24 protein-coding genes and 1 other RNA gene are annotated in these 26,780 nt (G+C 42.4%); 17 read left to right on the top strand and 8 right to left on the bottom strand.

The window, feature by feature from the left end; all coding sequences use genetic code 11:
* The first annotated feature begins 172 nt into the window (after positions 1–172).
* From fadI to L4D20_RS15395, 3 genes are all read left to right on the top strand, one after another.
* Positions 173–1,498, top strand: a complete 1,326-nt coding sequence (fadI, locus tag L4D20_RS15405) for an acetyl-CoA C-acyltransferase FadI (protein ID WP_428802489.1) — start codon at positions 173–175, stop codon at positions 1,496–1,498.
* Positions 1,498–3,645 carry a fatty acid oxidation complex subunit alpha FadJ gene (fadJ, locus tag L4D20_RS15400; protein WP_428802488.1) on the top strand — a complete coding sequence of 716 codons (2,148 nt, stop codon included), beginning with the start codon at positions 1,498–1,500 and terminating at the stop codon, positions 3,643–3,645. The genes fadI and fadJ overlap by 1 nt, the downstream gene beginning before the upstream one ends.
* Positions 3,646–3,767: 122 nt before the next feature.
* Complete coding sequence (locus L4D20_RS15395) at positions 3,768–4,316, top strand: NAD(P)H nitroreductase (RefSeq protein WP_428802487.1); 549 nt, start codon at positions 3,768–3,770, stop codon at positions 4,314–4,316.
* 143 nt (positions 4,317–4,459) lie between these two features.
* Here the strand turns inward: L4D20_RS15395 and L4D20_RS15390 are convergent, their stop codons facing one another.
* Positions 4,460–5,338, bottom strand: coding sequence for a LysR family transcriptional regulator (locus L4D20_RS15390; protein ID WP_428802486.1), 879 nt, complete (start codon positions 5,336–5,338; stop codon positions 4,460–4,462).
* A 247-nt stretch (positions 5,339–5,585) separates the two neighbouring features.
* On the opposite strand from L4D20_RS15390, the gene L4D20_RS15385 reads away from it, so the two are divergent.
* The 6 genes from L4D20_RS15385 (at position 5,586) to recR (ending at position 11,795) form a co-directional block, all read left to right on the top strand.
* Entirely contained in the window at positions 5,586–6,689 is a 1,104-nt protein-coding gene (locus L4D20_RS15385; RefSeq protein ID WP_428802485.1) for a response regulator, read from the top strand.
* Between the two features lie 374 nt (positions 6,690–7,063).
* Positions 7,064–7,471: a YbaN family protein gene (locus L4D20_RS15380; RefSeq protein ID WP_428802538.1), complete on the top strand. Its 408-nt coding sequence runs from the start codon at positions 7,064–7,066 to the stop codon at positions 7,469–7,471.
* A 269-nt stretch (positions 7,472–7,740) separates the two neighbouring features.
* Positions 7,741–8,286, top strand: coding sequence for an adenine phosphoribosyltransferase (gene apt / locus L4D20_RS15375; protein ID WP_428802484.1), 546 nt, complete (start codon positions 7,741–7,743; stop codon positions 8,284–8,286).
* Positions 8,287–8,342: 56 nt separating this feature from the next.
* Positions 8,343–10,670, top strand: coding sequence for a DNA polymerase III subunit gamma/tau (gene dnaX, locus L4D20_RS15370; RefSeq protein WP_428802483.1), 2,328 nt, complete (start codon positions 8,343–8,345; stop codon positions 10,668–10,670).
* A gap of 146 nt (positions 10,671–10,816) precedes the next feature.
* The gene (locus L4D20_RS15365) at positions 10,817–11,146 is read left to right on the top strand and encodes a YbaB/EbfC family nucleoid-associated protein (protein ID WP_295895826.1); all 330 of its coding nucleotides are present in this window, start codon (positions 10,817–10,819) and stop codon (positions 11,144–11,146) included.
* A 49-nt stretch (positions 11,147–11,195) separates the two neighbouring features.
* Positions 11,196–11,795: a recombination mediator RecR gene (recR, locus tag L4D20_RS15360; RefSeq protein ID WP_428802482.1), complete on the top strand. Its 600-nt coding sequence runs from the start codon at positions 11,196–11,198 to the stop codon at positions 11,793–11,795.
* Positions 11,796–11,874: 79 nt separating this feature from the next.
* Here the strand turns inward: recR and L4D20_RS15355 are convergent, their stop codons facing one another.
* Both L4D20_RS15355 and L4D20_RS15350 read right to left on the bottom strand, forming a co-directional pair.
* Entirely contained in the window at positions 11,875–12,528 is a 654-nt protein-coding gene (locus L4D20_RS15355; protein WP_428802481.1) for an outer membrane protein, read from the bottom strand.
* A gap of 191 nt (positions 12,529–12,719) precedes the next feature.
* Positions 12,720–13,787, bottom strand: a complete 1,068-nt coding sequence (locus L4D20_RS15350) for a PLP-dependent cysteine synthase family protein (RefSeq protein ID WP_428802480.1) — start codon at positions 13,785–13,787, stop codon at positions 12,720–12,722.
* Positions 13,788–13,912: 125 nt separating this feature from the next.
* Between L4D20_RS15350 and L4D20_RS15345 the strand changes: the two genes are divergently transcribed.
* Complete coding sequence (locus L4D20_RS15345) at positions 13,913–14,371, top strand: Lrp/AsnC family transcriptional regulator (RefSeq protein ID WP_428802479.1); 459 nt, start codon at positions 13,913–13,915, stop codon at positions 14,369–14,371.
* Between the two features lie 73 nt (positions 14,372–14,444).
* On the opposite strand, the gene tesB is transcribed toward L4D20_RS15345, so the two are convergent.
* Positions 14,445–15,305, bottom strand: a complete 861-nt coding sequence (gene tesB, locus L4D20_RS15340) for an acyl-CoA thioesterase II (protein WP_428802478.1) — start codon at positions 15,303–15,305, stop codon at positions 14,445–14,447.
* Positions 15,306–15,469: 164 nt separating this feature from the next.
* On the opposite strand from tesB, the gene L4D20_RS15335 reads away from it, so the two are divergent.
* Complete coding sequence (locus tag L4D20_RS15335) at positions 15,470–15,898, top strand: YbaY family lipoprotein (RefSeq protein WP_428802477.1); 429 nt, start codon at positions 15,470–15,472, stop codon at positions 15,896–15,898.
* Between the two features lie 69 nt (positions 15,899–15,967).
* Here the strand turns inward: L4D20_RS15335 and L4D20_RS15330 are convergent, their stop codons facing one another.
* Entirely contained in the window at positions 15,968–16,270 is a 303-nt protein-coding gene (locus L4D20_RS15330; RefSeq protein WP_428802476.1) for an MGMT family protein, read from the bottom strand.
* Positions 16,271–16,321: 51 nt separating this feature from the next.
* Here L4D20_RS15330 and L4D20_RS15325 point away from each other — a divergent pair, with 51 nt between their 5' ends.
* From L4D20_RS15325 to ffs, 3 genes are all read left to right on the top strand, one after another.
* Positions 16,322–17,062: a VP0952 family biofilm-associated protein gene (locus L4D20_RS15325; RefSeq protein ID WP_428802475.1), complete on the top strand. Its 741-nt coding sequence runs from the start codon at positions 16,322–16,324 to the stop codon at positions 17,060–17,062.
* A gap of 128 nt (positions 17,063–17,190) precedes the next feature.
* The gene (locus tag L4D20_RS15320) at positions 17,191–19,200 is read left to right on the top strand and encodes a GGDEF domain-containing protein (protein WP_428802474.1); all 2,010 of its coding nucleotides are present in this window, start codon (positions 17,191–17,193) and stop codon (positions 19,198–19,200) included.
* A gap of 194 nt (positions 19,201–19,394) precedes the next feature.
* Positions 19,395–19,491, top strand: an RNA gene (gene ffs / locus L4D20_RS15315) — signal recognition particle sRNA small type.
* Between the two features lie 81 nt (positions 19,492–19,572).
* Here ffs and L4D20_RS15310 read toward each other — a convergent pair.
* Complete coding sequence (locus L4D20_RS15310; RefSeq protein ID WP_428802473.1) at positions 19,573–20,508, bottom strand: universal stress protein; 936 nt, start codon at positions 20,506–20,508, stop codon at positions 19,573–19,575.
* A gap of 520 nt (positions 20,509–21,028) precedes the next feature.
* A complete protein-coding gene (locus L4D20_RS15305; RefSeq protein ID WP_428802472.1) occupies positions 21,029–21,937 on the bottom strand; it encodes a LysR substrate-binding domain-containing protein in 909 nt (302 codons plus the stop codon).
* A 388-nt stretch (positions 21,938–22,325) separates the two neighbouring features.
* On the opposite strand from L4D20_RS15305, the gene L4D20_RS15300 reads away from it, so the two are divergent.
* The 3 genes from L4D20_RS15300 to L4D20_RS15290 all read left to right on the top strand — a co-directional run bounded on the left by L4D20_RS15300 (position 22,326) and on the right by L4D20_RS15290 (position 25,289).
* Positions 22,326–22,865 (top strand): CBS domain-containing protein, encoded by a 540-nt coding sequence (locus tag L4D20_RS15300; RefSeq protein ID WP_428802471.1) that lies wholly within the window; start codon positions 22,326–22,328, stop codon positions 22,863–22,865.
* Positions 22,866–22,973: 108 nt separating this feature from the next.
* A complete protein-coding gene (locus L4D20_RS15295) occupies positions 22,974–24,503 on the top strand; it encodes a hypothetical protein (RefSeq protein WP_428802470.1) in 1,530 nt (509 codons plus the stop codon).
* A gap of 231 nt (positions 24,504–24,734) precedes the next feature.
* Positions 24,735–25,289: a putative adhesin gene (locus tag L4D20_RS15290; protein ID WP_428802469.1), complete on the top strand. Its 555-nt coding sequence runs from the start codon at positions 24,735–24,737 to the stop codon at positions 25,287–25,289.
* 86 nt (positions 25,290–25,375) lie between these two features.
* Here the strand turns inward: L4D20_RS15290 and L4D20_RS15285 are convergent, their stop codons facing one another.
* Positions 25,376–26,770: an MATE family efflux transporter gene (locus L4D20_RS15285; protein ID WP_428802468.1), complete on the bottom strand. Its 1,395-nt coding sequence runs from the start codon at positions 26,768–26,770 to the stop codon at positions 25,376–25,378.
* Positions 26,771–26,780 lie beyond the last annotated feature (10 nt).

The following is a 26,780-nucleotide window of genomic DNA, read 5'->3' as shown; positions in this document are numbered from 1 at the left end:
CTCTTTCCTACCTCTATTCCATCTTCTATTTATTCCCCTCCTATTCCTTGATTTCGAGTTCTATACTGCTTACATCACGTTTATTCAAACGAGCGTTTGATTGTGTTAACAATTTCGTTACAATGCATCAGGTCTGACCTCTAATCTTTGATGGGGTATGTAAGGAGAACTAATGGGCAAGCCAAACAATATTAATAAGCAAATTCTGCAAACACGTTCCGGTGAACGCATTGCCATCGTTGCGGGTCTTAGAACCCCGTTCGCTCGTCAAAGTACTGAGTTTGGTCACGTGCCAGCTGTCGATCTTGGAAAGATGGTGGTCAGTGAAATGATGGCTCGTAGTGAAGTTCCGCCAGAGCTAATCGATCAAGTTGTTTTTGGACAAGTGGTTCAAATGCCTGAAGCGCCAAATATTGCGCGTGAGATTGTATTAGGAACAGGCATGAATGTTCATACTGACGCGTACAGTGTTACTCGCGCCTGTGCGACGAGCTTTCAATCGGCAGTCAATATCGCTGAAAGTATTGTTTCTGGTACGGTTGATATTGGTATCGCTGGCGGTGCTGATTCCTCTTCTGTTCTGCCTATTGGTGTCTCAAAAAAATTGGCGTCTAATTTACTAGCGCTGAGTAAAACCAAAACAGTGGGTCAAAAGCTAAAGATTCTTAAAAGCTTATCTCTAAAAGACCTTGTTCCGGTTCCCCCTGCAGTTGCTGAATACTCAACTGGAATTTCGATGGGCCAAACGGCTGAACAAATGGCCAAAAGTCATAGTATCTCTCGAGCCGATCAAGATGCTTTAGCGCATCGTTCGCATACCTTGGCAGCTAAAGCGTGGGAAGACGGAAAGATTCAAGGCGAGGTGATGACTGCATTTCCTGAACCTTACAAAAAGTGGATAGACAAAGATAACAATATTCGTCTTGATTCAACGCTTGAAAGCTATGCCAAGCTGCGCCCTGCATTTGACCGTCAATACGGTTCAGTGACTGCGGCAAACAGCACACCATTAACTGATGGTGCTGCGGCTGTAATGTTGATGAGGGAAGGGCGTGCTAAAGAGTTAGGTCTTGAAGTGATGGGCTATATTCGTTCTTACGCTTTCTCTGCCATTGGTGTTGAAAAAGACATGTTGATGGGGCCTTCGTTTGCAACGCCATTAGCACTTGCTCGCGCTGGTATTGAACTATCAGATCTGACTTTAATTGATATGCATGAAGCCTTTGCTGCTCAAGCGCTTTCTAATGTCAAAATGTTCGCCAGTGATTCATTTGCACAGGAGCATTTAGGCCGAGGCAAAGCGATTGGCGAAATAGATATGGATAAGTTCAACGTACTGGGTGGTTCGCTCGCTTATGGTCACCCATTTGCTGCAACTGGCGCTCGAATGATGACTCAAACGTTACGTGAATTAAAACGTCGTGGTGGTGGGTTAGCACTTAATACGGCTTGTGCGGCAGGTGGATTAGGCGCGGCAATGATTTTGGAGGTTGAATAATGTCTGACACTAAAGCGTTCCACCTGAAAGTGGATGAAAACAATTCGGGTGAAAAGAAAGTAGCTTGGTTATCAATCGATGTTCCGGGCGAAAAGATGAACACCCTTCAAGCAGCCTTTGCTTCTGAAGTGAAGGACATACTGGTTGAGCTAGAGTCTTACCAAAATGAATTAAAAGGTGTGATTCTTTACTCAGAAAAGCCTGATAACTTTGTTGCTGGTGCTGATATTCGCATGTTGGCTGCCTGTACCACGGCAAAAGAAGCCGAAGCGTTAGCCAAGCAAGGCCAAGAGATGTTTCAAGCCTTGTCTGATCTGCCATACCCTGTGGTGGCCGCAATTCATGGCCCTTGTTTAGGTGGTGGATTAGAACTTGCCTTAGCGTGCGATTACCGAGTTTGTACCGATGATGATAAAACACGTTTAGGTCTTCCAGAAGTGCAACTTGGCTTATTGCCGGGATCTGGTGGTACACAGCGTTTACCAAGACTCATAGGGTTACTGCCTTCCTTAGATATGATTCTTACGGGCAAACAGCTTCGAGCTAAAAAAGCGAAAAAGCTTGGTGTTGTCGATGCTTGTGTCCCTCAAAGCATTCTATTTGATGTTGCTCTGTCACTATTAGACAAAGCTTCAAACAAAAAAGCATCGAAAGATAAAGCTCAGAAGGCGTCGACTAAAGAGAAGTTGATGTCTAAGACGGGCTTAGGTCGTAAGGTAATATTTGAACAAGCGGCGAAGAAGACACACCAAAAAACACGGGGTAATTATCCTGCCGCTGATAGCATTTTGGAAGTCATTCGTCACGGCCTAGAGAAAGGTCTTAAAAAAGGCTTTGAGCTAGAAGCAAAGCGTTTTGGTGAACTTGTAATGACAGAGCAATCAAAAGCTCTGCGTTCTATATTCTTCGCCACAACAGAAATGAAAAAAGAAAATGGCAGTGACGCCGAACCCTCAGCCACAGAACGCGTTGCCATATTAGGCGGCGGTTTGATGGGCGCGGGCATCGGTCATGTGACGGTCACTAAAGCAAAACTGCCAGTACGCATTAAAGATGTCTCGAATGATGGGGTATTAAATGCACTTAAGTACAATAATAAACTGCTAGATAAACAGCGCAAACGTCGAATTATTTCCAAAGCTCAGCAACAGTCTCAAATGATGAAAATTTCAGGCGGAATTGATTTTGCACGCTTCGAGAAAATGGATGTTGTTATTGAAGCGGTATTTGAAGACTTGTCACTAAAGCAGCAGATGGTTGCAGATGTAGAGAGTAATTCGAAAGATAGCACCATTTTCGCGACAAACACGTCATCGTTGCCGATTGCTAAGATCGCTGAAAAAGCCGTTCGTCCGCAAAATGTTATTGGGTTGCATTACTTCAGCCCTGTAGAAAAAATGCCATTGGTAGAAGTTATTCCGCATGAAACGACCAGCGATGAAACCATCTCAACGGTTGTTGCGCTGGCTAAAAAACAGGGTAAAACGCCAATCGTTGTTAAAGATTGTGCCGGTTTTTATGTAAACCGTATTCTTGCACCTTATATGAATGAAGCCGCGGAAGTATTGCTATCTGGTGAGCCGATTGAGCATTTGGATAAATCACTGCTTAATTTTGGTTTTCCTGTAGGCCCAATTACGCTGCTTGATGAAGTGGGTATTGATGTCGGCTCTAAGATCATGCCTATCTTAGTTGCTGAGTTAGGCGAACGATTCAAAGGCCCAGATGTATTTGACACCTTACTTAACGATGGGCGTAAAGGTCGTAAGAGCAAGAAAGGCTTCTACTCTTATAAGGGTAAGAAAAAGGATGTCGATAAGTCAGTTTATAAATTGCTTAAACTAACACCGCAGCAGCGTTTAAGTGAGAAAGATATCGCGATTCGTTGTACGTTATTGATGCTTAACGAAGCAGTACGCTGTTTAGATGAAGGCATCATTCATAGTGCGAGAGATGGCGATATTGGTGCGATTTTTGGTATTGGCTTCCCACCGTTCTTAGGCGGTCCATTCCGCTATATTGATAAGCTTGGCGTAAAAACCGTGGTTGAAATGCTAAATGACCATGCTGAAAAGTATGGCAGTCGTTTTGCACCATGCGATGGTCTATTAACCAGAGCAGGCCTTGATCAATCTTTTTATAGCTAATTATTATTTAAGCGGTATCAATAAGTTGCTTGGAATGAAAGGTGAACGTTAATCGTTCGCCTTTTTTATTATTGAGAGTTATTATCAATACATAATATTAGAATTAGAAGAAAGGACTCCAAATGGACGCTCTCGATTTACTGCTCAACCGTCGTTCAATTGCAAAGTTAATAGCACCTGCTCCAGAGGGGAACGCACTTGAAAATATCATCAAAGCTGGGTTACGTGCCCCTGATCATGCGGCATTAACTCCTTGGCATTTTGTTATTGCCCAAGGGGAGGGGCTAAACAAGCTCTCTTCTATTTTAGAGCAAGCGGCTTTGAATGAAGGAAGTGACAACACAGTGGTTGAGAAAGCCAAGAAGGCGCCTTTTCGCGCGCCAATGGTGATCACTGTGATTGCTCGGATTACTGAACACGAAAAAGTCCCGGTTGTCGAACAAGTAATTTCAGCAGGCTGTGCCGTGCAAGCCATGCAGATGGCCGCTGTAGCTCAAGGTTTTCAAGGTTTTTGGCGTTCTGGGAAGTGGATGTTTGATGCTAGCGTTAAGCAGTCATTAGGTGCAAGAGAAGAAGATGAAATCGTCGGGTTCTTGTATCTTGGTACCCCAGGGTGTACAGCAATGAAAGTACCTGAAAGAGAGCTGTCCAAGTTTGTAGAATACCTCTAACACTAAAGCTTCTCTTTGGTGGTTTTAGAATAAATGAAAGCGCGAGTCTGCTTAGTTGGCATCACTCGCGCTTTTCTTTTCTAGCTCTACGAAATCCAGCTCTATGATATTAAGCCCTGTGAGATAGCGCTAGATGGAAAAATCTATTTCGGCATTGTAAAGGCGATGACAAAATCGATAAACAAGCGAACTTTTTCTGGTAAATGCTCTTTGTGGTTATAAAGCATGTAAATGTCTCTTGGGTTAGCACTCCAGTCTTGTAGCACTCTTACCAAGCTTCCACTCTCAATATACTCTTTAAGCATGACATCTGGCATTAGCGTGATCCCCAAGCCATCTGAACAGGCACAGCGAACAATGTTAAGCGTACTGGCCTGAAAACGGCCTTTATCATTATTAACAACAGTTTCCCCTGATTGATTGGAGAGCTGCCAACGAATAAGTGGGTGTCCTTTTAATAAAGAGTGCTCGGTGAGTTCTTCAGCGTGCTTTGGCTCAGAAACTGAAGCTAGGTATTCAGGGCTTGCGACCAAAATATCTTCAACTTCATTTATTTTACGGGCAATAAGGCTCGAATCTCGTTGTGGGCCGACTCGAAAAATGACGTCCCATTCCGTTGGTTCGAGCTGGTCAGCGTGGTTACTTGTCGCAAGTTCGATATTAATGTCAGGAAACTGTTTCATGAACGCATTAAACATAGGCATCCACATGCGTTTTGTCAGATTGGAAGGCGCTGAAATACGAATTTTTCCCGCAGCCCCTCGGCACTCATCGGTGAGTTCTTCCGCTGTAGAAGCTAAACGCTGCAATAGCGGAGAACATTCTTGGAAAAAACGTTCCCCTGCTTCTGTTAAGGAAAGTTTACGCGCATGGCGATTAAGCAATCGAAGGTTAAGTGACTCTTCTAAAGCCTGTATCCGTCTAGTTATTGTTGCAACCGGCACTAAGGTTTTACGAGAAGTTGCCGTGTAGCTCCCATTCTCAACAACAAGTCTAAAGAGATTTAAGTCATCTAATTTCATTATTTAGGCCACACAATTTTGCAAGTAAAGATAATCTATACGCTAATCAATCACTAAAGTTTGAGACACGTCAACAAGTGTCGCGAAATGTGATATTGGTACATATAGTATGCAACTCTGCTGAAAAGTGGAAGATTTGTATAAATCGCCTTTCAGAGCTACTTTTTATAGAGTGATGTGTATAGCTAACAAAAATAACAATAGCAATGATGACGTTAGTTTATTTGGAGATATGAGGCGAAAGCTTATGTACAAAAGTCATAATACGGCTACGGTGCATTCGGCATACCCGGCACCTAATAAGAAACTTATTTTACTCGTGGATGACGATCCTATTTTTCGTCGGATCACGAGTGGGTATCTTGAGAGCCAAGGGTACGACATCGTAGAAGCCGAAAACGGACTCGAAGGGCTGCAAAAGCTTCGAGTAGATGAACCAGATTTGATTATTTGCGATCTTGCGATGCCAATTTTAAATGGTATTGAATTTGCGGAAGAGGTGAGCCTAGAGTATCCCTCATTACCATTGATTGTGGTCTCTGCCACCGACGATATGTCGGATGTCGCTAAAGCACTTAAATTTGGTATTAAAGATTTTCTACCAAAACCAATGACCAATTTTGAGCACTTAGGTAGTGCCATTGAAAGTACGATGGAAGACAGTTCTGATCATATGTCGGATATGCGGGATTTCTCAACCCAGTGGTTTCAGGTCGATGGCGGCGGTGATATGCCAGAAGAGCAAGAGTTACACTGGCATTTAGAATACTTACAAGAGAACCCTAGTGCGGCGCGAGATCTATTGCATGCATTGCTTCCAGATAAAGATACCTCTCAAGGAATTTGGAAGTGTAATTACCGGCTACTTCAATCAACCGATGTTATGCCGTTGGTCTTTGATTATGCATGGTTAATGAACGGGCAGTTTGTTTTCTATCTGGTAGATGCATCGTCCAGTGAAGAGCACGGCGCTGCTACGACGCTTTTGGTTCGTGCGCTATTTCATGATTATCTGCGTAATCTGAAGTGCTTTAATGCCGATCTAAAAGATTTGAGTGCGATAATCGAGAAGGGCATAGAGTGCTCTGAGTGTGCAAAACCAGTCAATGCGTTATTTGGTATTGCTGACCTGTCTGAGGGCTCACTGACTATCCTGCCTGCGGGCTTAGAAGGGCAGTGGTCAAACGGTTATATATCTCAGCATATCTCTGGGGGAGTAAAGTTAGGCGAAAGTTGCAATAAGAACTTCATGACCTCTGACCTATCCATTAACAGTGCGTGTCAGCTTTCGTTAAGTAAGCTTGGCGTTAGTAGCTTCACGCTAGATATCTATCAGGGAGCAAATGCATAGAGGGAAGGTAGCCTATTTATATATCTAGTGAAGACATATGATTTTAATGAAAGCTTAAATACCAACAAATAACCCCAACGTTTGTTGGTATTTGTCTTTGTGGTGATGAGCTATAGTGCGCGAACAACAATAATGACTCAATTATTTAGCAACTATTTAACTTGTAGCGAGGGTCGAGTCATAAAGTCAACTTTCAACACTAGAGCAGCAAAATCATGGCAGACAATAACTTTAAAGAACCTTATAATATCTTCTACTTTTTGGGATTCCTTCTGGTCTTTCTAATTCCATTAACCCCTATGTTGATTACCCTGTGTCGTGTTTTATAGAGTTGTTTCTAGCTCTTATAGTAAAGCAGCACTATTAGGTTAAGTATTTCGGAGTTCACCATCAATATTCGACACATTTTCTTCAATATTGTTGGTGGCTTAAGTTTACTGCTAGGTTTACTTGGCGTGATCGTTCCTCTTCTGCCTACCACACCATTTATTATACTGGCTAGCGCGTGTTTTATGCGCAGCAGTCCAAGATTCCATCAATGGTTACATCAGCATCCTACCTTAGGCCCTATCCTGATTAATTGGCACCAACATCGTGGTGTATCTTTGAAAGTTAAGCAGCGTGGTGCGGTCATGATTATCCTTAGTTTTTCGTTCTCTATTTGGGTCATTCCCCATGTTTGGTTAAATGCCGCTCTATTGATATTCATGTTTGTCTTGTTAGCGTGGTTTATCCGTTTACCTGTGATAGAGTCGCTTGAAGGCACTAACGAAAGCCACTAAAATTACTAATACCCTTCGTTCTTGAAGCTGCAGCTTTGTAAACGACGCTTATTCGCCCCAATCACATAGGCGAGCTATGCTCATGAGGCCTCATTCACTTGTTGCCTTGCTGCAGCCCCAATTACGTTGGGTATATGCCTACTCAATGAGTGGGCGTTTGTATTTTCTATAGCAACTGGTTACGCCATTTGTTGCATTGTAATCAACGCCGATAAGCCCCTGAGATAAAATGATCTGGGTGAATTGGCCAATCCAAAGTAAGTTGAATTATGACTACCGAAACAATTTCATTGATTAAATCTAGTATCAAAAGCATCCCTGATTACCCAAAGAAAGGCATTTTATTTCGTGACGTAACCAGCCTAATGGAAGATGCACAGGCATACCGAGCGACAATCCAACTGCTTGTAGAAAAATACAAAGATATGGGTTTCACTAAGATTGTCGGTACTGAAGCTCGCGGTTTCCTTTTCGGCGCACCACTAGCGTTAGAGCTTGGCGTGGCATTTATTCCAGTACGTAAACCTGGAAAGCTACCACGTGCAACCATTGCTCAATCTTATGAGCTTGAGTACGGCACAGATACGTTAGAAATCCACACAGATGCCATTGTTGAAGGCGATAAAGTATTGATGGTGGATGACTTACTAGCTACTGGCGGCACAATCGAAGCGACAACGATATTAATTCGTCGTTTAGGTGGTGTTGTTGAACATGCTGCATTTGTGATTAACCTACCTGAAATTGGTGGTGATAAGCGTTTAGCCGACTTAGATTTAGACGTTTACAGCATTTGTGACTTCGAAGGCCACTAATTAGCTTGTTTGACTCAGTGGGCTAACCTCACTGAGTTGATTATTTGGAAATATTGATGAGTTATCTTGCTTTAGCACGAAAATGGCGTCCGACGAAGTTTAACGAAGTCGTAGGCCAGTCCCATGTATTAACCGCATTAGAAAATGCGTTGGCACAGAACCGATTGCATCACGCTTATTTATTGAGCGGAACCCGAGGTGTGGGCAAAACGTCGATTGGGCGTCTGTTTGCAAAAGGGCTAAATTGTGAGACGGGCATTACAGCAACACCTTGTGGTGAGTGTGATACATGTAAAGAGATCGACGAAGGTCGATTTGTTGATCTGCTTGAAATTGATGCGGCTTCCCGCACTAAAGTAGAGGACACTCGTGATCTGCTTGATAACGTTCAATACAAACCTGCGCGTGGTCGCTTTAAAATCTATCTGATTGATGAAGTACACATGTTGTCTCGTCATAGCTTCAATGCGTTGCTTAAAACGCTTGAAGAGCCGCCAGAGTACGTTAAGTTCATCTTAGCGACGACTGATCCACAGAAACTTCCAGTGACGATTTTGTCGCGCTGTCTACAGTTTCACTTAAAGCCAATCAGCGTTGATGTTATTCATCAGCAACTTGATCATATTTTAGAGCAAGAGAGCGTGACGTCAGAAGCAAGGGCGTTGGGTATGATTTCCCACGCGGCTGATGGCAGTATGCGTGATGCACTAAGTTTGACTGACCAAGCCATCGCATTGGGTAACGGTAACGTAGAAACAACGCTTGTTGCGCATATGCTGGGTACTTTAGATACTGATCATGCGATTCATTTATTAGATGCGATTAGCCACAAGCAACCTAAAGTTGCGATGGCGTGCATTGAACAGCTAGCGGTTAATGGCGTTGAATGGGATGGTTTACTTCAGCAGCTAGCAGCTCAGTTACACCGTATGGCGATGTACCAAGCGTTGCCTGCGACACTTGATAAAGCGCAGCCAGACGCCGAAAAGATTGAGCTGTTATGTCAGTCGTTATCTCCGCAAGATATTCAGCTGTACTATCAGATCATTTTAAAAGGTCGCAGTGACCTAGCCCAAGCACCGAGTGCACGTATGGGGCTTGAGATGATAGTGCTGCGTATGTTGGCATTTCGTCCTGCTGAAGTTGTGGGTGCAAATAGTATTTCGACGCAGGTGAGCGAGGGCGTTGCTCCTGTAGCTCCTGTGACAACTCAACCTCAGGTACAAGTTCAAGCTCAAGCACCAGCTTCACCTCAAGCGGCTTCTAACGTAGTGGCACAGCAGCCTATTTCTAGGCCACAGCCCGTTTCGAAGCCTGAAGCACAGGTAACGGCTCAAGCTAATACTCCACAAGTGACTCAGCCAACTGAAAATGAGATGAACCCTCCGGCATACAATCAGTATGATTCAATGCCGCATGCTGATATGCCAGCAGAAGAAGCACCATATATCCCCCAACATCAGCAGAAGCCTGTTCAGCCGTCAGTAGCTCCACAAACGCCGACTCATCAAGATCAGAGCCAGCAAGTTCTTACTCAAGAAGAGCAACAAGCTGAACCAGTTAAACCGGCTGCGCCATTAAGTGGTTTACGACACCAGTTACGTTCGCAGCGTCAGGGATTAAAGTCTACTCAAGACTCTGCACCTCAACAGCTAACTAGACCGGTACAACAAGCTACGCCAAGCAGTCATACTCCATCTAGCAATCATGCACCGCAAGGCTTGGATTCTCGTCCAAAAAAGCCTAGAGCGGCATCCGCAAAATCAGAATCTGTTCTTGAACGTGTTGCTAAAAAACATTCTGGATCAGCGCCGGTGTCGCTAAGTTCTCATGCATCATTGATAGAAAACGGGACTCAACCAGAAGAGAGTGGTGATGAGCCCTATCAATGGAAAGCGACAAAGCCTGTCGTAAAGAAACAGAGCAATGGGCTAACACCATCACAAATTAAAGCCGCTTTAGAACATATCAAAACACCAGAGATGATGGATAGGTTAGTCGCAGAATCAAACGAACAAAGCGAATGGTCTGCACTGATCCAAAAGCTTGAAACAGCCAAGTTGGTTGAGCAGCTCGCATTAAACTCGTTTTATCAACATAACGGTAATGCGGTGAACTTGACATTAAGAAGCTCTCAAGCACACCTTAATACCGACAGAGCGTGTCAAGAGTTGCAACAAGCTCTGAATCAGGTGCTTGATAGCCCGTGTCAACTTGTGGTTGAGATTGGTGAAACAGGGGAAACCCCGCTAGAGTTACGAGAGAAGCTTTATCAGACTAAATTGCAGAAGGCTTTCGATAGTTTAGAGTCGGACAAAAATGTTCAGTTCATCGAAAATCGATTTGCTGCTAATCTCGATCGAGACAGCGTTAGACCGATTTAACGAGTCTCTATTTTTCAAAAGAATTGCAAAGAAAATTACGCTAAACGAACTGAATTCGTACATAGCTAATTTACTATCCGAGGGGTTGAATTTAAACAACGTTAACCCCATAAATAACGAAACACCCAATAACCAGAGAGACGCGAATGTTTGGTAAAGGCGGTATGGGCAACATGATGAAGCAAGCCCAGCAAATGCAAGAACGCATGCAAAAGCTTCAAGAAGAAATCGCAAATATGGAAGTAACCGGCGAAGCTGGTGCTGGCCTTGTTAAAGTCACTATTACGGGTAGCCACAGCACTCGTCGTGTAGAAATTGACGAGAGCCTAATGGAAGACGACAAAGAGATGCTTGAAGATCTTATCGCAGCGGCATTTAACGATGCAGCTCGTCGTGTTGAAGAGACTCAAAAAGAAAAAATGGCTGGCGTAACTGGCGGTATGCAATTACCACCAGGTATGAAAATGCCGTTTTAAAGCGCAAGCTTATTTCAATTAGCTTTAGAACTAAGTAAGCGAATTATAGATGCGTACCAGTCATATGCTGGAGCATTTGATGGAGGCCTTACGTTGTCTACCTGGGGTTGGCCCCAAGTCGGCACAGCGTATGGCCTTTCATTTGTTACAGCGCGATAGAAAAGGCGGCTTACAGCTTGCCGAAGCACTGAGTCAGGCTATGACTGAAATTGGCCACTGTACAGAATGTCGAACATTTACAGAAGAAGATGTTTGCCATATATGCAGTAACCCAAAACGTCAAACCAATGGTCAACTTTGTGTCGTTGAAAGTCCAGCAGATATTGCTGCGGTTGAAGCAACAGGTCAATTCTCTGGTCGATACTTTGTATTGATGGGGCACTTGTCTCCACTTGATGGCATTGGCCCAAGCGATATCGGTTTGGATATGCTCGATTTCCGTCTTCGTCAGGGTGACGTGACCGAAGTGATTCTAGCGACAAACCCAACGGTTGAAGGCGAAGCAACAGCGCAATATATTGCTGATCTTTCTCGAGAGCATGAAGTAGCAGCAAGTCGTATTGCTCATGGTGTTCCTGTTGGCGGTGAGCTTGAGTTAGTCGATGGCACCACTTTGTCTCACTCTTTATTGGGTAGACACAAGCTATAAAGTGCAAATAGATCAGTTCGAATGTGAAAAAGCCGCTATTGAAAAATAGCGGCTTTTTATTTGGCTTGAACTCTAGGCGTTAGAAGCGGAAATCGATGTTGAATGTGATTTCGCTGTATTCAGGGATTTTGAAATACACTTCGCCACCTTGGTTGCCTATTACAGCCAACTTCTCTGAAGAAGAAGACATGTAGCGATACTGAAGGTCAGCAGAAATAGTTGGAGTTAACTTATATTGAACACCACCTTGCGCGCCATAAACAAAGTCCTGCTCTGAACCGGACATGCTTACAGTGAGAGGTCCGGTATTAGAAGCTGTTGCTTTAGCATGGATTTTATTTTTTACTAAACCGACAGTAGCACCACCAAAAAGAGAGAATTTGTCATTTATGTCGTGTATGTAATCATACGATACAAGAAATTCGTTTTGTTCAAATGAAATATCGCCATAAGCTGTTTCACCATCCTGTATTGGCTCACTTGTGCCGTATAGATGGCCCTCACCAACAAAGTTAGCAGTCGCTGTAATACGATGGTTTTCTAGAATGTAAGCGCCAGCACGAACGCTGTATGAAACTGTATTATCCTTTAACTCGTTTCGCCCGTTATCGCTATCTTCAATGATTGCGCCTGCAGTGTGGTAGCCAACGCCTGCGCCTACGAAGTATTCAGTCGCCATAGCAGCTGGTGAAAGTAACGTTGCGATTGATGTTGCGAGTATTAGTTTTTTCATGGTTTACCTAAGAATGTATTGGTTAAAGGAATAGGATGGGCGTAGTTTGCCACTCGCTAATTTCCTTTCCCAATTCATATTAGGAAGATCGACTATGCCAAAAGTTTGTGTCTGTCATAAAGGAAGGGTTGCTCTAAATGTGAAAAAGCCGCTGAGTCAGCGGCTTTGATACTTGATTAAAATTCTAGTGGTTATTCTAGATGACCTGTCGCAGAGAATGTCTCTAGTTTGTCTAGGTAAGGTTTTAGGTCACCTATGTTCTCTTTAACCCAGTTCTCGTCGTAATAGCTGTCTAGGTAGCGCTCGCCACTGTCACAAAGCAAAGTAACGATAGAGCCTGTTTCACCGCGTTTTTTCATTTCGCTAGCAAGCTGAAGTACGCCGTATAAGTTAGTACCTGTGGATGCACCGGCTTTACGACCTAAGATGTTCTCTAGCCAGTGAACCGTAGCAACACTTGCTGCGTCAGGAATCGTACGCATTTCATCAACCACACCTGGAATAAAGCTAGGCTCTACTCTTGGGCGACCAATACCCTCAATCTTACTACCGCAGTCACCGGTTAGGTTAACATCGCCAGTTTTAAAGTAGTCGTGGAACACAGAGTTTTCAGGGTCAACGACTAACAGCTTAGTGTTGTGCTGCTGGTAGCGAATAAAGCGACCAATGGTTGCAGACGTACCGCCAGTACCAGGGCTCATCACAACCCAATCAGGAACAGGGTGATCTTCTAATTCCATCTGGCTAAAGATAGAGTTAGCAATATTGTTATTACCACGCCAGTCTGTTGCGCGTTCAGCGTAGGTAAATTGGTCCATATAGTGACCGTCTAATTCTTCTGCTAAGCGGTATGACTCTGCATAGATTTGGTCAGAGCGATCGACTAAGTGAGCTTTACCGCCGTAATGTTCAATAAGCTCAATTTTCTTTGCGGCAGTGCTTTTTGGCATAACAGCGATGAACGGCAAGCCAAGAAGGCGAGCAAAATACGCTTCAGAAACCGCAGTGCTTCCAGAAGATGATTCGATGATGGTCGTTTTAGGGCCAACCCAACCATTACAAATCGCGTATAAGAAAAGAGAACGAGCCAAACGGTGTTTTAACGAACCCGTAGGGTGTGTACTTTCATCTTTTAGATAGACATCGATACCTTCAATACTTGGCAGTTCAAGCTTAATTAGGTGCGTATCAGCAGAGCGTTGAAAATCAGCTTCTATCTTACGAATCGCGTTGTTCATCCAGTTATGATCAGTACACATAGGGGTAACTCCTTAAAATTGTTATGCTTATAATTTAACTATAAACGAAGAGAAAAACTTTGCTTATTTACCTGTCAAAACTGATAATTAGAGAAATATTTTCTCCATATTGAGTTGTGCGTAACATGAAGATAGATGATATTGATAAGCGGCTACTAAGACAGCTACAACTTGACGGCACGCTATCTCTGAATGATTTAGCAGAGTCAGTAAACTTGACCTCAACACCATGTTGGAAACGGCTAAAAAAGTTAGAGGAGGCTGGTGTAATAGAGAAGCGGGTAGCGCTTCTTAACCCTGAGAGTTTGGGTTTGTCGTTTACTGCTTTTGTAATGGTGAAGACTAGCGATCACTCGCATGAGTGGTATAGCCATTTTGTCGAGACAGCAAGTGAGTTTCCCGAAGTGATGGAGTTTTATAGAATGGCTGGCGAATACGATTACATGCTGAAAGTGCTGGTTAAGGACATGAAGTGTTTTGATGAGTTTTATAAGAAGCTCGTTAATAGTGTCGATGGCATATCGAATGTCACATCAACGTTTGCAATGGAACCTCTTAAGTACACGACAGCTCTGCCAATTTAAAGGTTTCAGCATAGAAAATTTAGCCCTACGATTGAAATTGATAGGGCCAAATTTTATCTAGTTTTATTTAATACTACTTAGTAAAACGCATAACGCCTTCTTGCACAGCACTGGCCACTAAGTGACCTTCACGGTTGTAAATCTCACCGCGGACCAAGCCTCGGGTGTTACTCGCTGTAGGGCTATCAATAACATATAACAGCCACTCATCTGTCTTAAATGGGCGATGGAACCATATTGAGTGATCAATGGTTGCTACTTGAAAGTTCGGTGTCATCAAAGAGACTTCATGAGGGTGCAGTGCCGTCACCAAAAAGCCCCAGTCAGACGCATAAGCAAGCAAGTATTGATGAATCAATTGGCTGTCGGGCATCTCGCCATTAGTTCGCATCCAAAGATACTGTTTGGGCTCTTCTTTGGTGGGTTTTAATGGATTGACTACCGTAACAGGGCGCATTTCGATCGCTTTATCACCGCAGAAAATCTTTTTCAGCTTTTCAGGAAGAAGGTGAGCGACGCTTGCTGCCAATTCTGATTCTGAGCGGAAATTTTCAGGGCCCGGAACATCAGGCATGGTGTTCTGGTGTTCGAATCCGGGTTGGTCGCCATGGTAAGAAGCTGTCAAATAAAAAATAGGGCGACCATTTTGAATCGCTTTTACACGTCGTGTGCTGAAGCTTTTACCATCTCGAAGATTTTCGACATCATAAATAATTGGCTTCTCAGGATCTCCAGGGTAGAGAAAGTAGCTATGGAAAGAGTGAACCGTTCTGTCAGACTCGACGGTATAACGTGAAGCAGAAAGCGCTTGGCCAATAACCTGACCGCCATAAACTTGAGGTAAACCAAGGTTTTCACTTTGTCCGCGAAATAGCCCTTCCTCTAGTTTCTCTAATTGAAGCAGGCTTAATAGCTCTTTTAAGGCGTTACTCATTTCTCTTTGACCTTATTCATTTTTTATACTAAACATTTAGCATAGGGTGACAGTATTTTAACAGAGTCAAAATATTGTCAACATATTGATTGTTAGGGTGACAGGTTACCAAACCAAGCATACAATTGCTGTGATTTTACTATTTTAGAGTTTAGAGAGGCTTTATGAAAAAGGCACTATTGCTTGTCATGTCAGTGGTTTTCGGGTCAGTTTTATTTGGCTGTCAATCTTCAGAAAAATCGGCTGATATGAGTCATGTTGAGTCAATTACAGGCACCGTGGCCTATCGTGAACGTATAGCTTTGCCAGAGAATGCGCTGGTTACAGTGACACTTCAAGATGTATCTTTAGCGGATGCGCCTTCTGTTGTGATCGCCAAACATCGCTTTGAAACCAATGGGGCTCAAATCCCATTCAATTTTGATCTTGCTTACGACACAAACAAAATTAAAACGAATCATCGTTACAGTGTGAGTGCACGTATTGAAGTGGATGGTAAGTTACGATTCATCACGGATACTAACTATTCAGTCATTACCGATCAAAACGAAACAAAGCATGTTGATTTACGCTTGATTGGTGTTCGTGGCTAATTGAACAAAATCAACTAAAGAAACATAATGATGTAAAGGTCAGTGGTAGCCAATAACGGCTAGTTATAGCTAGGGTTGCCACTGATAAACGCTTAGTTTTACCTTCCCGCTCGCACTCACTTCAATCCCGTCTTCCATTAGCTTTACCTTCTGTCTTTGTAAAGAATCCCCTTTTAGGGATATTTGTCCTTGGCTATTCATCACTCTATACCAAGGTAAGCGGGTATCTTTAGGCAAATTCGAAAGCACTTTTCCAACTTGTCTAGCATAGCCAGGGTATCCTGCCAATTTTGCGATAGCACCGTAACTTGTTACTTTTCCTTGTGGAATTTGGTGAATTACTGCAAAGATTTGAACTGAAAATTGATCCATACTGAAAGTATCCTAGAGTTAAATTACCACGGATTGGTAAAAGGAGAGAGCATGATATTTTCAACATTTCAGTTCTTAATTACAACACTATTGGCTGCGGTTTGTGCTCGAGCGCTTAGCTTGAGTGATGGGGAAGTCCCATTGATAGCGCTTGTCATTCCCGCACTTTGGATTCTACCGCAAGGTGGCGTTGCAGGTTTAGTCCTGTTAACTGCTATGACTAGTTACGGGTTAACCCTTTCGAGTCAACCCTTTGCACTGTCTGTGAGTGTATGGATGCTGTTGCCGCTGCTTATGGTCATATTTTCAAGACGAAGTAGCTTAACGGTGATATTGACCACATCACTCATCGTCATTGCGCTTCAAGTGGGCATCATGCTGACTCAGTCTTCAGGGAAGTTAGGTGGTTCGGCGTTACTGACAACAGTTCAGTTAATTTCGATAGTTGCTATATGGTGGTCTGCTAACCATTGGAAAGCGTCAGACAAACACAGTTGGTGGGTGTTGGCCTTTATTCTTCCTTTATGGATTGCTGGTTCATCTTACGCTGTCTTAATTGCACTGAGTATTACAGGCATTATAGCTTCGCTAGAAAGCTTGAATCGACTCAAGACGTTTAAGTGGAATAAACTGCTGTGTTGGTCGTTACCGAGTGTTGGCTTTGCCGCTTTGATGATTTCACCGAACGTAGACGTACCAAAGCCAGTCTTTGTCGTGTGGATTTGTTTACTTGCGACAGCTTGGATGACTGACTATATGTTGCGTAGTTTTGAAGAGTCGCAACAGCTGTAACTTTGTCTCAAATAAGAATCAGTAAGACAAAGCGCAAAGTTTCGAATTGACCTTGTTGCATATATATAATAAATACCTATGTTTCTTATATATACGGTTAATATAGTAATGCAACTTATGGCGAAGAGATGAACACGCAAATTCGAATCCAGATTGTTCAATTAATCCTTATTTTACTGAGCTCACTCTTCGGCTCAGTGTCTGCGTTTGAAAATAAGACTCACTATAAAGTGTCAACTGAAGCTGATGATATTGTCACGCGAGTTTTATTTGATGCAATTGGCCAGAATTTTGGAACCTCGTTTGAGTACGTTGATCAGCCCAACTTTGATGCTATTTTAAACTCAATTGAGAATGGAGATAGTGACTTCGCTGCGAATATTACTTATACCGATGAGCGATCTAAACGTTTCGCTTTCTCTCAGCCAACCAATATTGAATATACTTACCTCTATAGCTTTCAGAATGTAGAACTATCAGAAGTCTCTGTACTTGGTGTTCCTGAGGGGACTATTTACTCAGAACTGATTTCTATTAACTATCCGTCCATCGAGCTTGTGCTTTACAACGGCCACGATCAAGCCGTTCAGCTTTTGGACTCAGGAGAAGTTGATGCGGTCATTGATGCCATTAATCAACTAAAGCCAATGCTACTAAAAGGCTTTAACGCTCAACTTCTTAATGACCACTTATCGATTCAGCCAGTATCCATAGTTACCCCAACGGGGCGTCATCAAGAGCTATTACCTAAGATGGTCGATTTTGTTCACTCAGCTCAATTTCAAAAGCAGTTACGAGAGTCGATTGAAAAATATCAGTTAGAAATACGGACTCAAGCGTTAAGGCAATCAATCATTGATAGCGATCTTATTTTGTCACGTACATTACGAGTAAAACTGCAAAATATCAGCCCGTATGCTTTTTATACGGGTAGTGGTCATGTGCATGGTATTGGTGCTGAGTTGATTAAACGAAGTTGTGAAATACTGATGTTTGATTGTGAAATAGTGAGTACTAAAGGTGAAAGCTGGGAAAGCATGTACAGCGACCTCATGGATAAGGAGATTGATATACTCGCGCCAGTCGTAATCTCAGAGCAAAGAAAGGCGTTGATGAACTTTACTGATATGCATTATCAATCAAATGCGGTCTTGCTCAAGCGAGAAGGGTACAAAGAGAATGTGTATCGAAATGTCTCGGAACTGGTTGTTGAACGAATTGGTGTTATAAAGAATGGCTTTGTTCATGAGTTATTTAGTCAACTACTACCGAACAAAGAATTTACTTTTTATGAAAGTCGCCAAGCGAAATTAAAAGGTCTACTTGATGGTGACGTTGATTATATCGTAATGAGTTCAACCGATTTCAATCGAGAGCTACTTAAAACTAAGCATCTACTCCCTATAGAAAAAGATATCCTGATTGGTGATTTCTACACTGCTGATATCGCGTTTGCTTTTCCTAAAAACGAGTTTGGCAAACAGCTAGTTCCTTTGTTTAATCAAGCAATAAAAATGATTGATATAAAAATGATTCTCGCAAAATATGATTTACAACCAGATTGGAAATCTACTTTACTAGCTGAGAAACGGTTTGCTCGTCGAGCTCAATGGTTATTTACGCTCGTGATTGCGTTTATGGCGATCGTGAGTATGTACCTCCATGCTCAATCTAATACTGATAACTTAACCCGCTTAAAAAATCGTCGAGCGCTGCATCGTAAATACAGAACAGGTATAGGTGCCAACTTTACGTTGATTTACCTTGATATAAATGACTTTAAAGCCATCAATGATACCTATGGGCATGAAGTGGGAGATGATGTGTTAGTACAAGTATCTCAACAGATTAAAAAAGTGTGGCGAGGTGGCTGTTATAGAATAGGAGGTGATGAGTTTATATTAGTCGGCGATATTCAAGACAAACATCTTTCCGCGACAATCAGTAGGTTAAGTAGAGTGACCTATCACAATATAAAGCAAAGACTAACGTTAGATGTTTATGTCGCTATTGGAATATCAACAAAAAGACAGCACTTTATGTCTTTAGAAAGTGCAATGGATAGGGCTGATAAAGAGATGTATCGGCATAAACATAGTAACGTCTGTCAGGGTGAGTTTATGTTTCATCAAAGCTGAAAGATGTTTCAAATACCAAAATGCCCCATTCATTCCTAACGGGAAAAAGAAGCAGATTCGAACAAATTGCTCAAAGCCTAAACACTTGGTTCTGATGTGGAGCAAATAACGAATATACGGCTTGCAATGCCATCATGTATGACTGATAATCCATCTCGCTCTTAGGTAACACTAAGAAAAAGAATCTATGGAGGCCCTGGTCCTCCCGCAACACTAACTCGTGAACTCGGTCAGATCCGGAAGGAAGCAGCCGCAGCGAGTGACGTGTGTGCCGGGATGTGGCTGGGGTCTCCGCCCATATAAAAAGCCGCTTTTATTAGCGGCTTTTTGCTATCTGCAATATCAAAATACACTTCTTAAATTATGCTGTTTTTAGCGGATTGGTGATACAAAGCTATTTGGTTTCAAAGCAACTAAAGAGCAGTTAACCGATTGAAGAATATTTTCGGCCGTATTACCGATTACTACACCTGGGATGCCCGTTCTAGCGATTGTTCCCATTACTAACACATCGATACCCAGATCAAGGACGGTGCGTGGAATTTCATCATCAGCGACCCCCTGTAAGTGATGGACAATATTCTCTCCTGATAGACCTGACTCTTCTATGATTGAATCTAATTTGGTTCGATGTTCTACACGAGCTTGTTCAATATTGTCCTTAAGTTCCGCTTCTTCCATTTTTATCCAAGCTTGATTGTCCAAGTAATGCTGTAACTGATATACCCAACAAGAGATGATGTGGAGTCGGCTATCGGAACTGTCTGCAATAGATCGTGCAAGTGACAGTAACTGGACGTTGAGTTCTTTTTGTTCGGCGTTCGTGATGTCTGGATCAATGGCAACGGCAACTCGTCTTTTTACTAGTGGCTTATTGGTTGGACGATTTAGCCAAACAGGCGCAGGGCATTGGCGTAGTAAAGCCATATCAATCGCTTTAAAACCTTCACTATTAACGTCGATAGGTTCTGCGTCTTTAATAACAAGATCAACATCTTGACTCTGTATGTAGCGAATAATACGCACAGCAGGCTTATCACCGCCTTGTAGACTAATTGGGAAGTTATCGGGATTTTTGTCGAGGCTGTTATGTTCAATAACGTTACAAATATTATTACGCAGTCCGTCACGTAACGACTGTTCGTATGTTTCTGTATAGCCAGTCATATTTTCAGGCAGGGAAGGGCATACTATCAATCCCTGTAAATTCGCGTTGTTATGTGTGGCGATCATAATTGCTTGGCCAAGTGAGGCTTGATCGTCGGTTAGCCCTTGGCTTACAAAAAGTACATTAGTAAATTTTTTCATACCCACCCCTATTAATTGCAACCCAGATGCTAGTGTTATGTCACTCAGTGTCGATTACGAATAAAAGTATGTTAGTAATCTTTTTAACCATGATGGCTATGTATTCTATGGATCTATAACACCAGATTATTGTTTTGTTCTTGTATTAGTTGTTATTTATATGCTATCGGAGTTGCCGATAATTCGAGCTGATTTCAATCAAAATATCGCTGAGGTTTTCTGGAAATGAGCCTTTGTGGTCAAACTGGAATTGAAAGCCACTGGTTAGATTAGCAAAGAATAGGCGTTTTATACGCTTATCAACATTTCTGATTTATTCCGAATTAATAACAGTGATTATCTACAGAGTACGAACCTTCTATTTTATTGATAATCAGATTTAGTTTTATTAATAGGGGGTTAGTTTTGCTATTTTCTCACTTTTACAAAATTAAAAAAGCCAGAGTTATTTGCTAACTCTGGCTCTATGGGTGCATTAACTAGTTTGAGCAGAAAAGATATTGCAAAATGATGGCTCAGCCTAGTTATTGACTATTTTGCTATTTTTAATCATACGGTGTGCTTCGCGTTTTAAGCATTCAAGAAGTGGATGATCACCAACGTCTGCTCGCCAAATAAATGAAATTGCACGATCCATTTTTAATTCTGGCACATTCAGAGCTGCCAACTCACCGCGTTCGATGTTAGGTGCAACATCTAAATACGGTAAACATGATAGATATTGACCATTAGCGACCAGAGTGCGAATAACTGGAACATAAGAGTGTTCACGCCATACATCAAGATCGGGAATTAACGGGACCATTGCACTTTCGAAAATCTCACGAGTACCTGCGCCACCTTCACGTAGAACCCATTGGGCTTGCTCTAGCTGTGAAAGGCTAACACGTTTATGCTTAGCGTAAGGGTGATGGGCAGAACTGACGACAACTAAGTGATCTCGACACCACTCTTCTTGGTGAGTACGGTTATCATCACAGCGACCTTCAATAATGCCAATATCATATTGATAATTTAGAACGCCTTGTATAATACGATTCGTACTGCGAACTTCTAGCCCTGTTCTAATCTCGGGAAAGTCACTATCAATTTTACTGATAAGCTCAGGTACCAAGTGCTCAGCGGGAGTTTGGCTTGCACCAATGTTAATACTGCCACTAAATAGGTGCTGATCGTAAAAGCCAATTTCAATTTGTTCAGCATCTTGCAACAAACGTTTTGCTTTTGGTCGTAACCAATTACCCCAGTGGCTCAAGCGCATATCTTTGCCTTGGCGAACAAAAAGGTCTCGGCCTAACAGTTTTTCTAGTTGGCTTAGCGACATGCTAGCTGCTGACTGGGTTACAGATAGCCGCTCTGCGGCTTGGCTGACACTTCCTAGTTCAGCTACAGCATCAAATACTGCTAATTGTTTTAACGAATATCGCACTCATACTCCTTTTACCTACAGTAAGTAGGGTACACACGACTGAATGTGTAATTATCAATCAGTTTGTGAATCAAATTTTTAAATCAACACTAACTATAGTATCAATTTTTATTGTCTTTGTACCTTTCTATTAACCTCATATCAAATCCATCTAACTCAGTCATTTAGACCATCAAATCAGTTTTTCTTATGCTGTTACATCTTAATACATCAATTGCATTTCATTGACTTCTGCATCAATAAAACTGATACTCTTTATGATTAAAATAAATTTTACTAATTCAAATAAGCTGAGTAACATTCTCCTCAGCAGTTCACCAGAGACTGTTAATTCAATGAGTTTTAATGAGTTATCAATGCGGTGTTGGTTTAAATTTAGGAGAATGTTATGAGTGCTTTACTTACTGTAAGAGATATTGTGAATCCACAAGCGGTTAGCTTGAATACAGACATGAAATTGTCATCAGCGATCGATTTGTTGTCTGAAAATTCTATTAATGGTGCGCCTGTTTGTAATGCAAATGGCGATTTAGTCGGTTTCCTTTCTGCTCACGATGTAATGGTCGAGATGTGGTGTCAGAACTACATTCCTGAAAATGACGTAACAGTCGCTGATTTGATGAAAACAGATCTAGTAACAATGGATATCAATGATCAGCTTACTGATGTTTTAGAGTACTTAGCACTAGATAAAGACCAGCTATACCCAACCAGCGCGATGGGTTATGCAACACAATTAACTACGTTGTCAGTTGAAGAGCGTGCGAAAGAAATCAAAGTAAATAAACCACAGATTTTGCCGGTTATTGATAACGGTCGATACGTTGGTGTGGTTTCTCGCCAAGAAGTACTGAAAGGCCTTCGCACACTGTTTAACGATGCCGCACGTCCTGTTGTTGAAGAAGTAATTTCCGCAAACGTAGCGTAAGAATTTAATTTGACTCATTAGAGCTATAGCTATTTAAAAAGGAATAAATGCAAGGGAAGCATATTTGGCTCTAGTGAGTTGTTCGTATAGTTTTATTTTGGAGTTCTAATGGAACATATTTCCGTTCTATCTGCTGTTAACCATTACTTTCTTGCACTTGTTGCTTTGACGATAATGGTTTTAGTTTCACGTACCATTGTTGCGGGTACTAAGTATTCGTCGTTATTGGTGATTGTTGTTTTTGGTCTTGGTTTAGGCGCACTACTGGTTAAAAGTGGTATGGCTGCACCAGGTTTAGGCGAGTTCCCAGTTGTTGTTTTGATGAGTCAAACAACAGTAATAGCACTAATTGCATCATTCTTTGTAGGTGGACAAGAGATTAAGCGTCTACTGTCAAAGCAGAACTTTGATGATGAAGGTTACTTTATTGCATCAAGCAAAGAGATGATTGTTGGTACAACCAGCACGCAGCTAACATTTATTGTTCGCGCGTTCTTATTGCTTATCGGTATTCAAACGGCTGACGTTCTGATTTCAGGTCGTGGTGCGAGTTTCCCTCTAGGCGAATCTTTCCTATTACTGTCATACATCTCTTTAGCTGTTGCCTTTATCTTCATTGATAACAAAGCAAAAATCACTAACAAGCAGCAGTACCTTCGTAAAGGTCTCGTTGAGATGGTTGCGCTAATTGTTGTTCTTAATGCCTCTCTATGGATTTCGAACCTAGTCGCTCAGTTCATCGGTTTACCACAGATTTTCTTTGCAATGATTTTGTCTTCAGGCTTAGGCATGATGATGCCAAAGTGGAAACTTGGTCCAACAATGAATGCTCTACTGTTTGCTGGTATCCCACTGGTTCTTGCAGGTAGCTTCTTAGTTGGTGGTTCGCACATGATTGAAGCGTTTGCGATTCCGGGTCTAAGCAATGTCATTATCTATGGTTTCTCTGGTCAGATTTTCTGGATGTTTGGTGGTTTGGCGCTACTTATTTTCTTAGGCAAAGCGAACAATCTACGTAACCTAGCACCAGGCATGGCAGGTGGTTTGTCGCACTCTGGTTTAACTGGCGCTTGTACCGCGGGTGATTTTGGTAAGACAGCATCATCACGTGCACCTATCATGATTAACATTCCATTCGCTGGTCACATCTTTGTATTTACCATTTTGGCTGCAAGTGCGGAGCGTGATGCACTGATGGTTGAATGGACAATTCCATTGATCTTAGTTGGTGCAGCATTTGTCGCGCTTTCTTTGAAGAACCTACGTAACTCAAATGGTTGTGAAGGTACGGAAGTGAAAGGCTTAATGCAGTTCTCTTTAGGCTGGCAGATCATGGCTGTATTCGGAAGCTTTACGATTCTAAGTTTAGCGGGCATGTCATTAGAGCATGCATCAATGGCAGCCGCTTCAGGTCTTTCTCACTTCGGATTATTTGCAGCCGTTCAAGAAGGCATGTTTGGCGCAACAGCCGCGAGCTTAATTACCTTTACGTTCGCAATGACATTCCTAGTACATCCACTTGTATTTGGTATGTTTGGTAAAGCTGCCGAGAATGGTGGCGTGATGGCGAAAAAAGCAGTACTCGTCCTGTCGAGCTTAGGCTTCATCGGTGTCGCGTATTCAGCGCTGACTATTTAAGAAACAATAAACAAAATGGTTATGTTGAAAGAGCGGCTAATTTAGCCGCTCTTTTTTTGTCTATGCAATCCCTAATACAACTACGCTTGTGTCCTTTGCTTAATTCTAACCTCCGACTTTCTTCTGCGGCAGAAAGAATGTAAACAGAATCATGGCGTTGACACTAAATTAATATATGCTAACGTTTTCTAACGATTACTCTAGTTTATTAACATATTAGGGGTTGTAATAATGGCTTATGATATTTTTATTTCTGCGCACGGTGGGCGTGGAGACGGGACATCAAAAGGAACTTATGTGGTTCCTGCTGGTGTAAGGATCCATGTATTTACCGGTGATGATGTGTTGCTAAAAGGTGCAGCTGGCATGAACATGGAGGATATGTTGACTCTACCCGGTTATGATTTAGGTAAAGTAAAGGCATCTGTTTCGAAAGTATACGAGGAGTATGAGACGGTACCTAACTATACTGCGACGGGTTCCTATTCCGGAGATCCTGCATTTCAGTTTGATACTGGTGTTTATTATGTTGGCTCTCAGAAACACGGTGCACCCGCTCTTCCAATGGGTAATGGCCAGAATATTAGGCTAGGCGATATTATTTCCCTCTTTAGGAAAACGTTCCCCGGTTTAGTCGATGTCTATTGGCTTTGTTGTCGTGCAGCACCGCAAAATTCGAATAATAATACTTACGAATCTGTAGATTCATTTGGAATCGTTCAAAGACCAAAATCAATGGGGTTAACGCCTAGTGAAGTGGTGAAGCGCGGTGGTAAGTGGCGTTAGAGATTCTGCAGATCTGATTAGTAATTAAAATACCTGATCGAATCTAAATTCGGTCAGGTATTTTTTATAGGTTCAATAAGGGTCTGTTATGCACTAATCGTCAAATTATTCACCCAAGTACGCTGCATGTAACGATGGAAGCATAAAGCAAACTTCACGAACTCTTCTACCAGCATTAAGGCAAACACATAGGCAAATGGGAGGTTAAAAACAAACGCACCAACTGCAGTAAGAGGTATGCCAACCATCCACATCGAAATAAAGTCCATTCTTAGGCAAAATTGGTTTTCACCACCGGCACGTAAAATTCCGTTGATGATCACCATGTTGAGCATTCTTAGCCAAATGATCATAGCAAAAAGACCAATCGCAGGAGATGCAAGAGCATGTAATGCCGGGTCATCAAGGTTAAGCCAAATGATCACTTGCTCTTTACCTAAGGTAATGGCCAAGCTAACCGCTATTCCAACGCTGAGTACGAACTTAATAAAAAAGTGTGTCATTGCGATAGCTTGGGCGAAATCATCGCGACCAAGACTTTGCCCTAATAAAACAGAACACGCTGTTGAGATACCAAAGAAAGCAGAGTAACAAAGTAGTTCAAATGGCCCAATCATACTAAATACGGCAAGCTCAGTTGTACCCATGTGACCAAAGATCATTTGGTAGCTTAGTGTTCCCATTGCCCACAATACCGCGTTGTACATAGTTGGGACGGCAAGAGATTTAAAAGAATTCATCAGTCTTGCACTGCATTCCAATGTTGCTGCCGAAAATAGCCAATGACGTCGGCGATACAAAATAATCGCAAATAATCCGACTTGCAGTGCACGAGAAATACTGGTCGCTAATGCTGCCCCGGCAACGCCCATTTCCGGAATTCCCCAATCAGCAGTAATGGCAAAACCATTAATGAGTACATAGTTGAGCGCAATATTAATTGCGATGGTGATTGCAGCCAATATCAGTGGCAGAACAGCGTTACCACTTGAGCGTAAGCTTGATTCGATCACAATGATGATATGAGTCAGCAATAGCACAGGCAATGCATACCATAAATATTGCGATCCCAATTCAATTACGCTGGCATCGCTAGTCTGCAATAACATTATATAACTAGAGAAAATTGTAATAACAGCAGTGGCTGGTAATATCAGTTTTACACCGTATTTCAGAGCCATAACGGTCACGGTTTTGGCAGAGCTCCGATCCGCTCTTCCCCAGTATTGAGCAACTAGAATACCATTTGCAGAGCCGACTCCCGCTGCAATCATAATAGCGACGAACAGCCATTTTGAGGCAATTCCCACAGCAGCCGTTGCTTCCATACCTAGTTCGCTGACCATTAATACGTCAGCTAGAGACAAAACAGCGACCAACGCACTCTGGATTGCTACCGGGAACGCAAGTTTCGCCATCGTAGATAGCATGTTGTTTGGCAACGAAGTAGAGTGGTTTTTTGCTGTTATGGTATGGTTCATAGATATTCCT

Origin of the sequence: Vibrio kyushuensis (genome assembly GCF_050337325.1) — a bacterium.
Lineage (GTDB): Bacteria > Pseudomonadota > Gammaproteobacteria > Enterobacterales > Vibrionaceae > Vibrio > Vibrio kyushuensis.
Note: the sequence above shows the minus strand (reverse complement) of the source record. Positions and strands in the feature narration are given on the sequence as shown.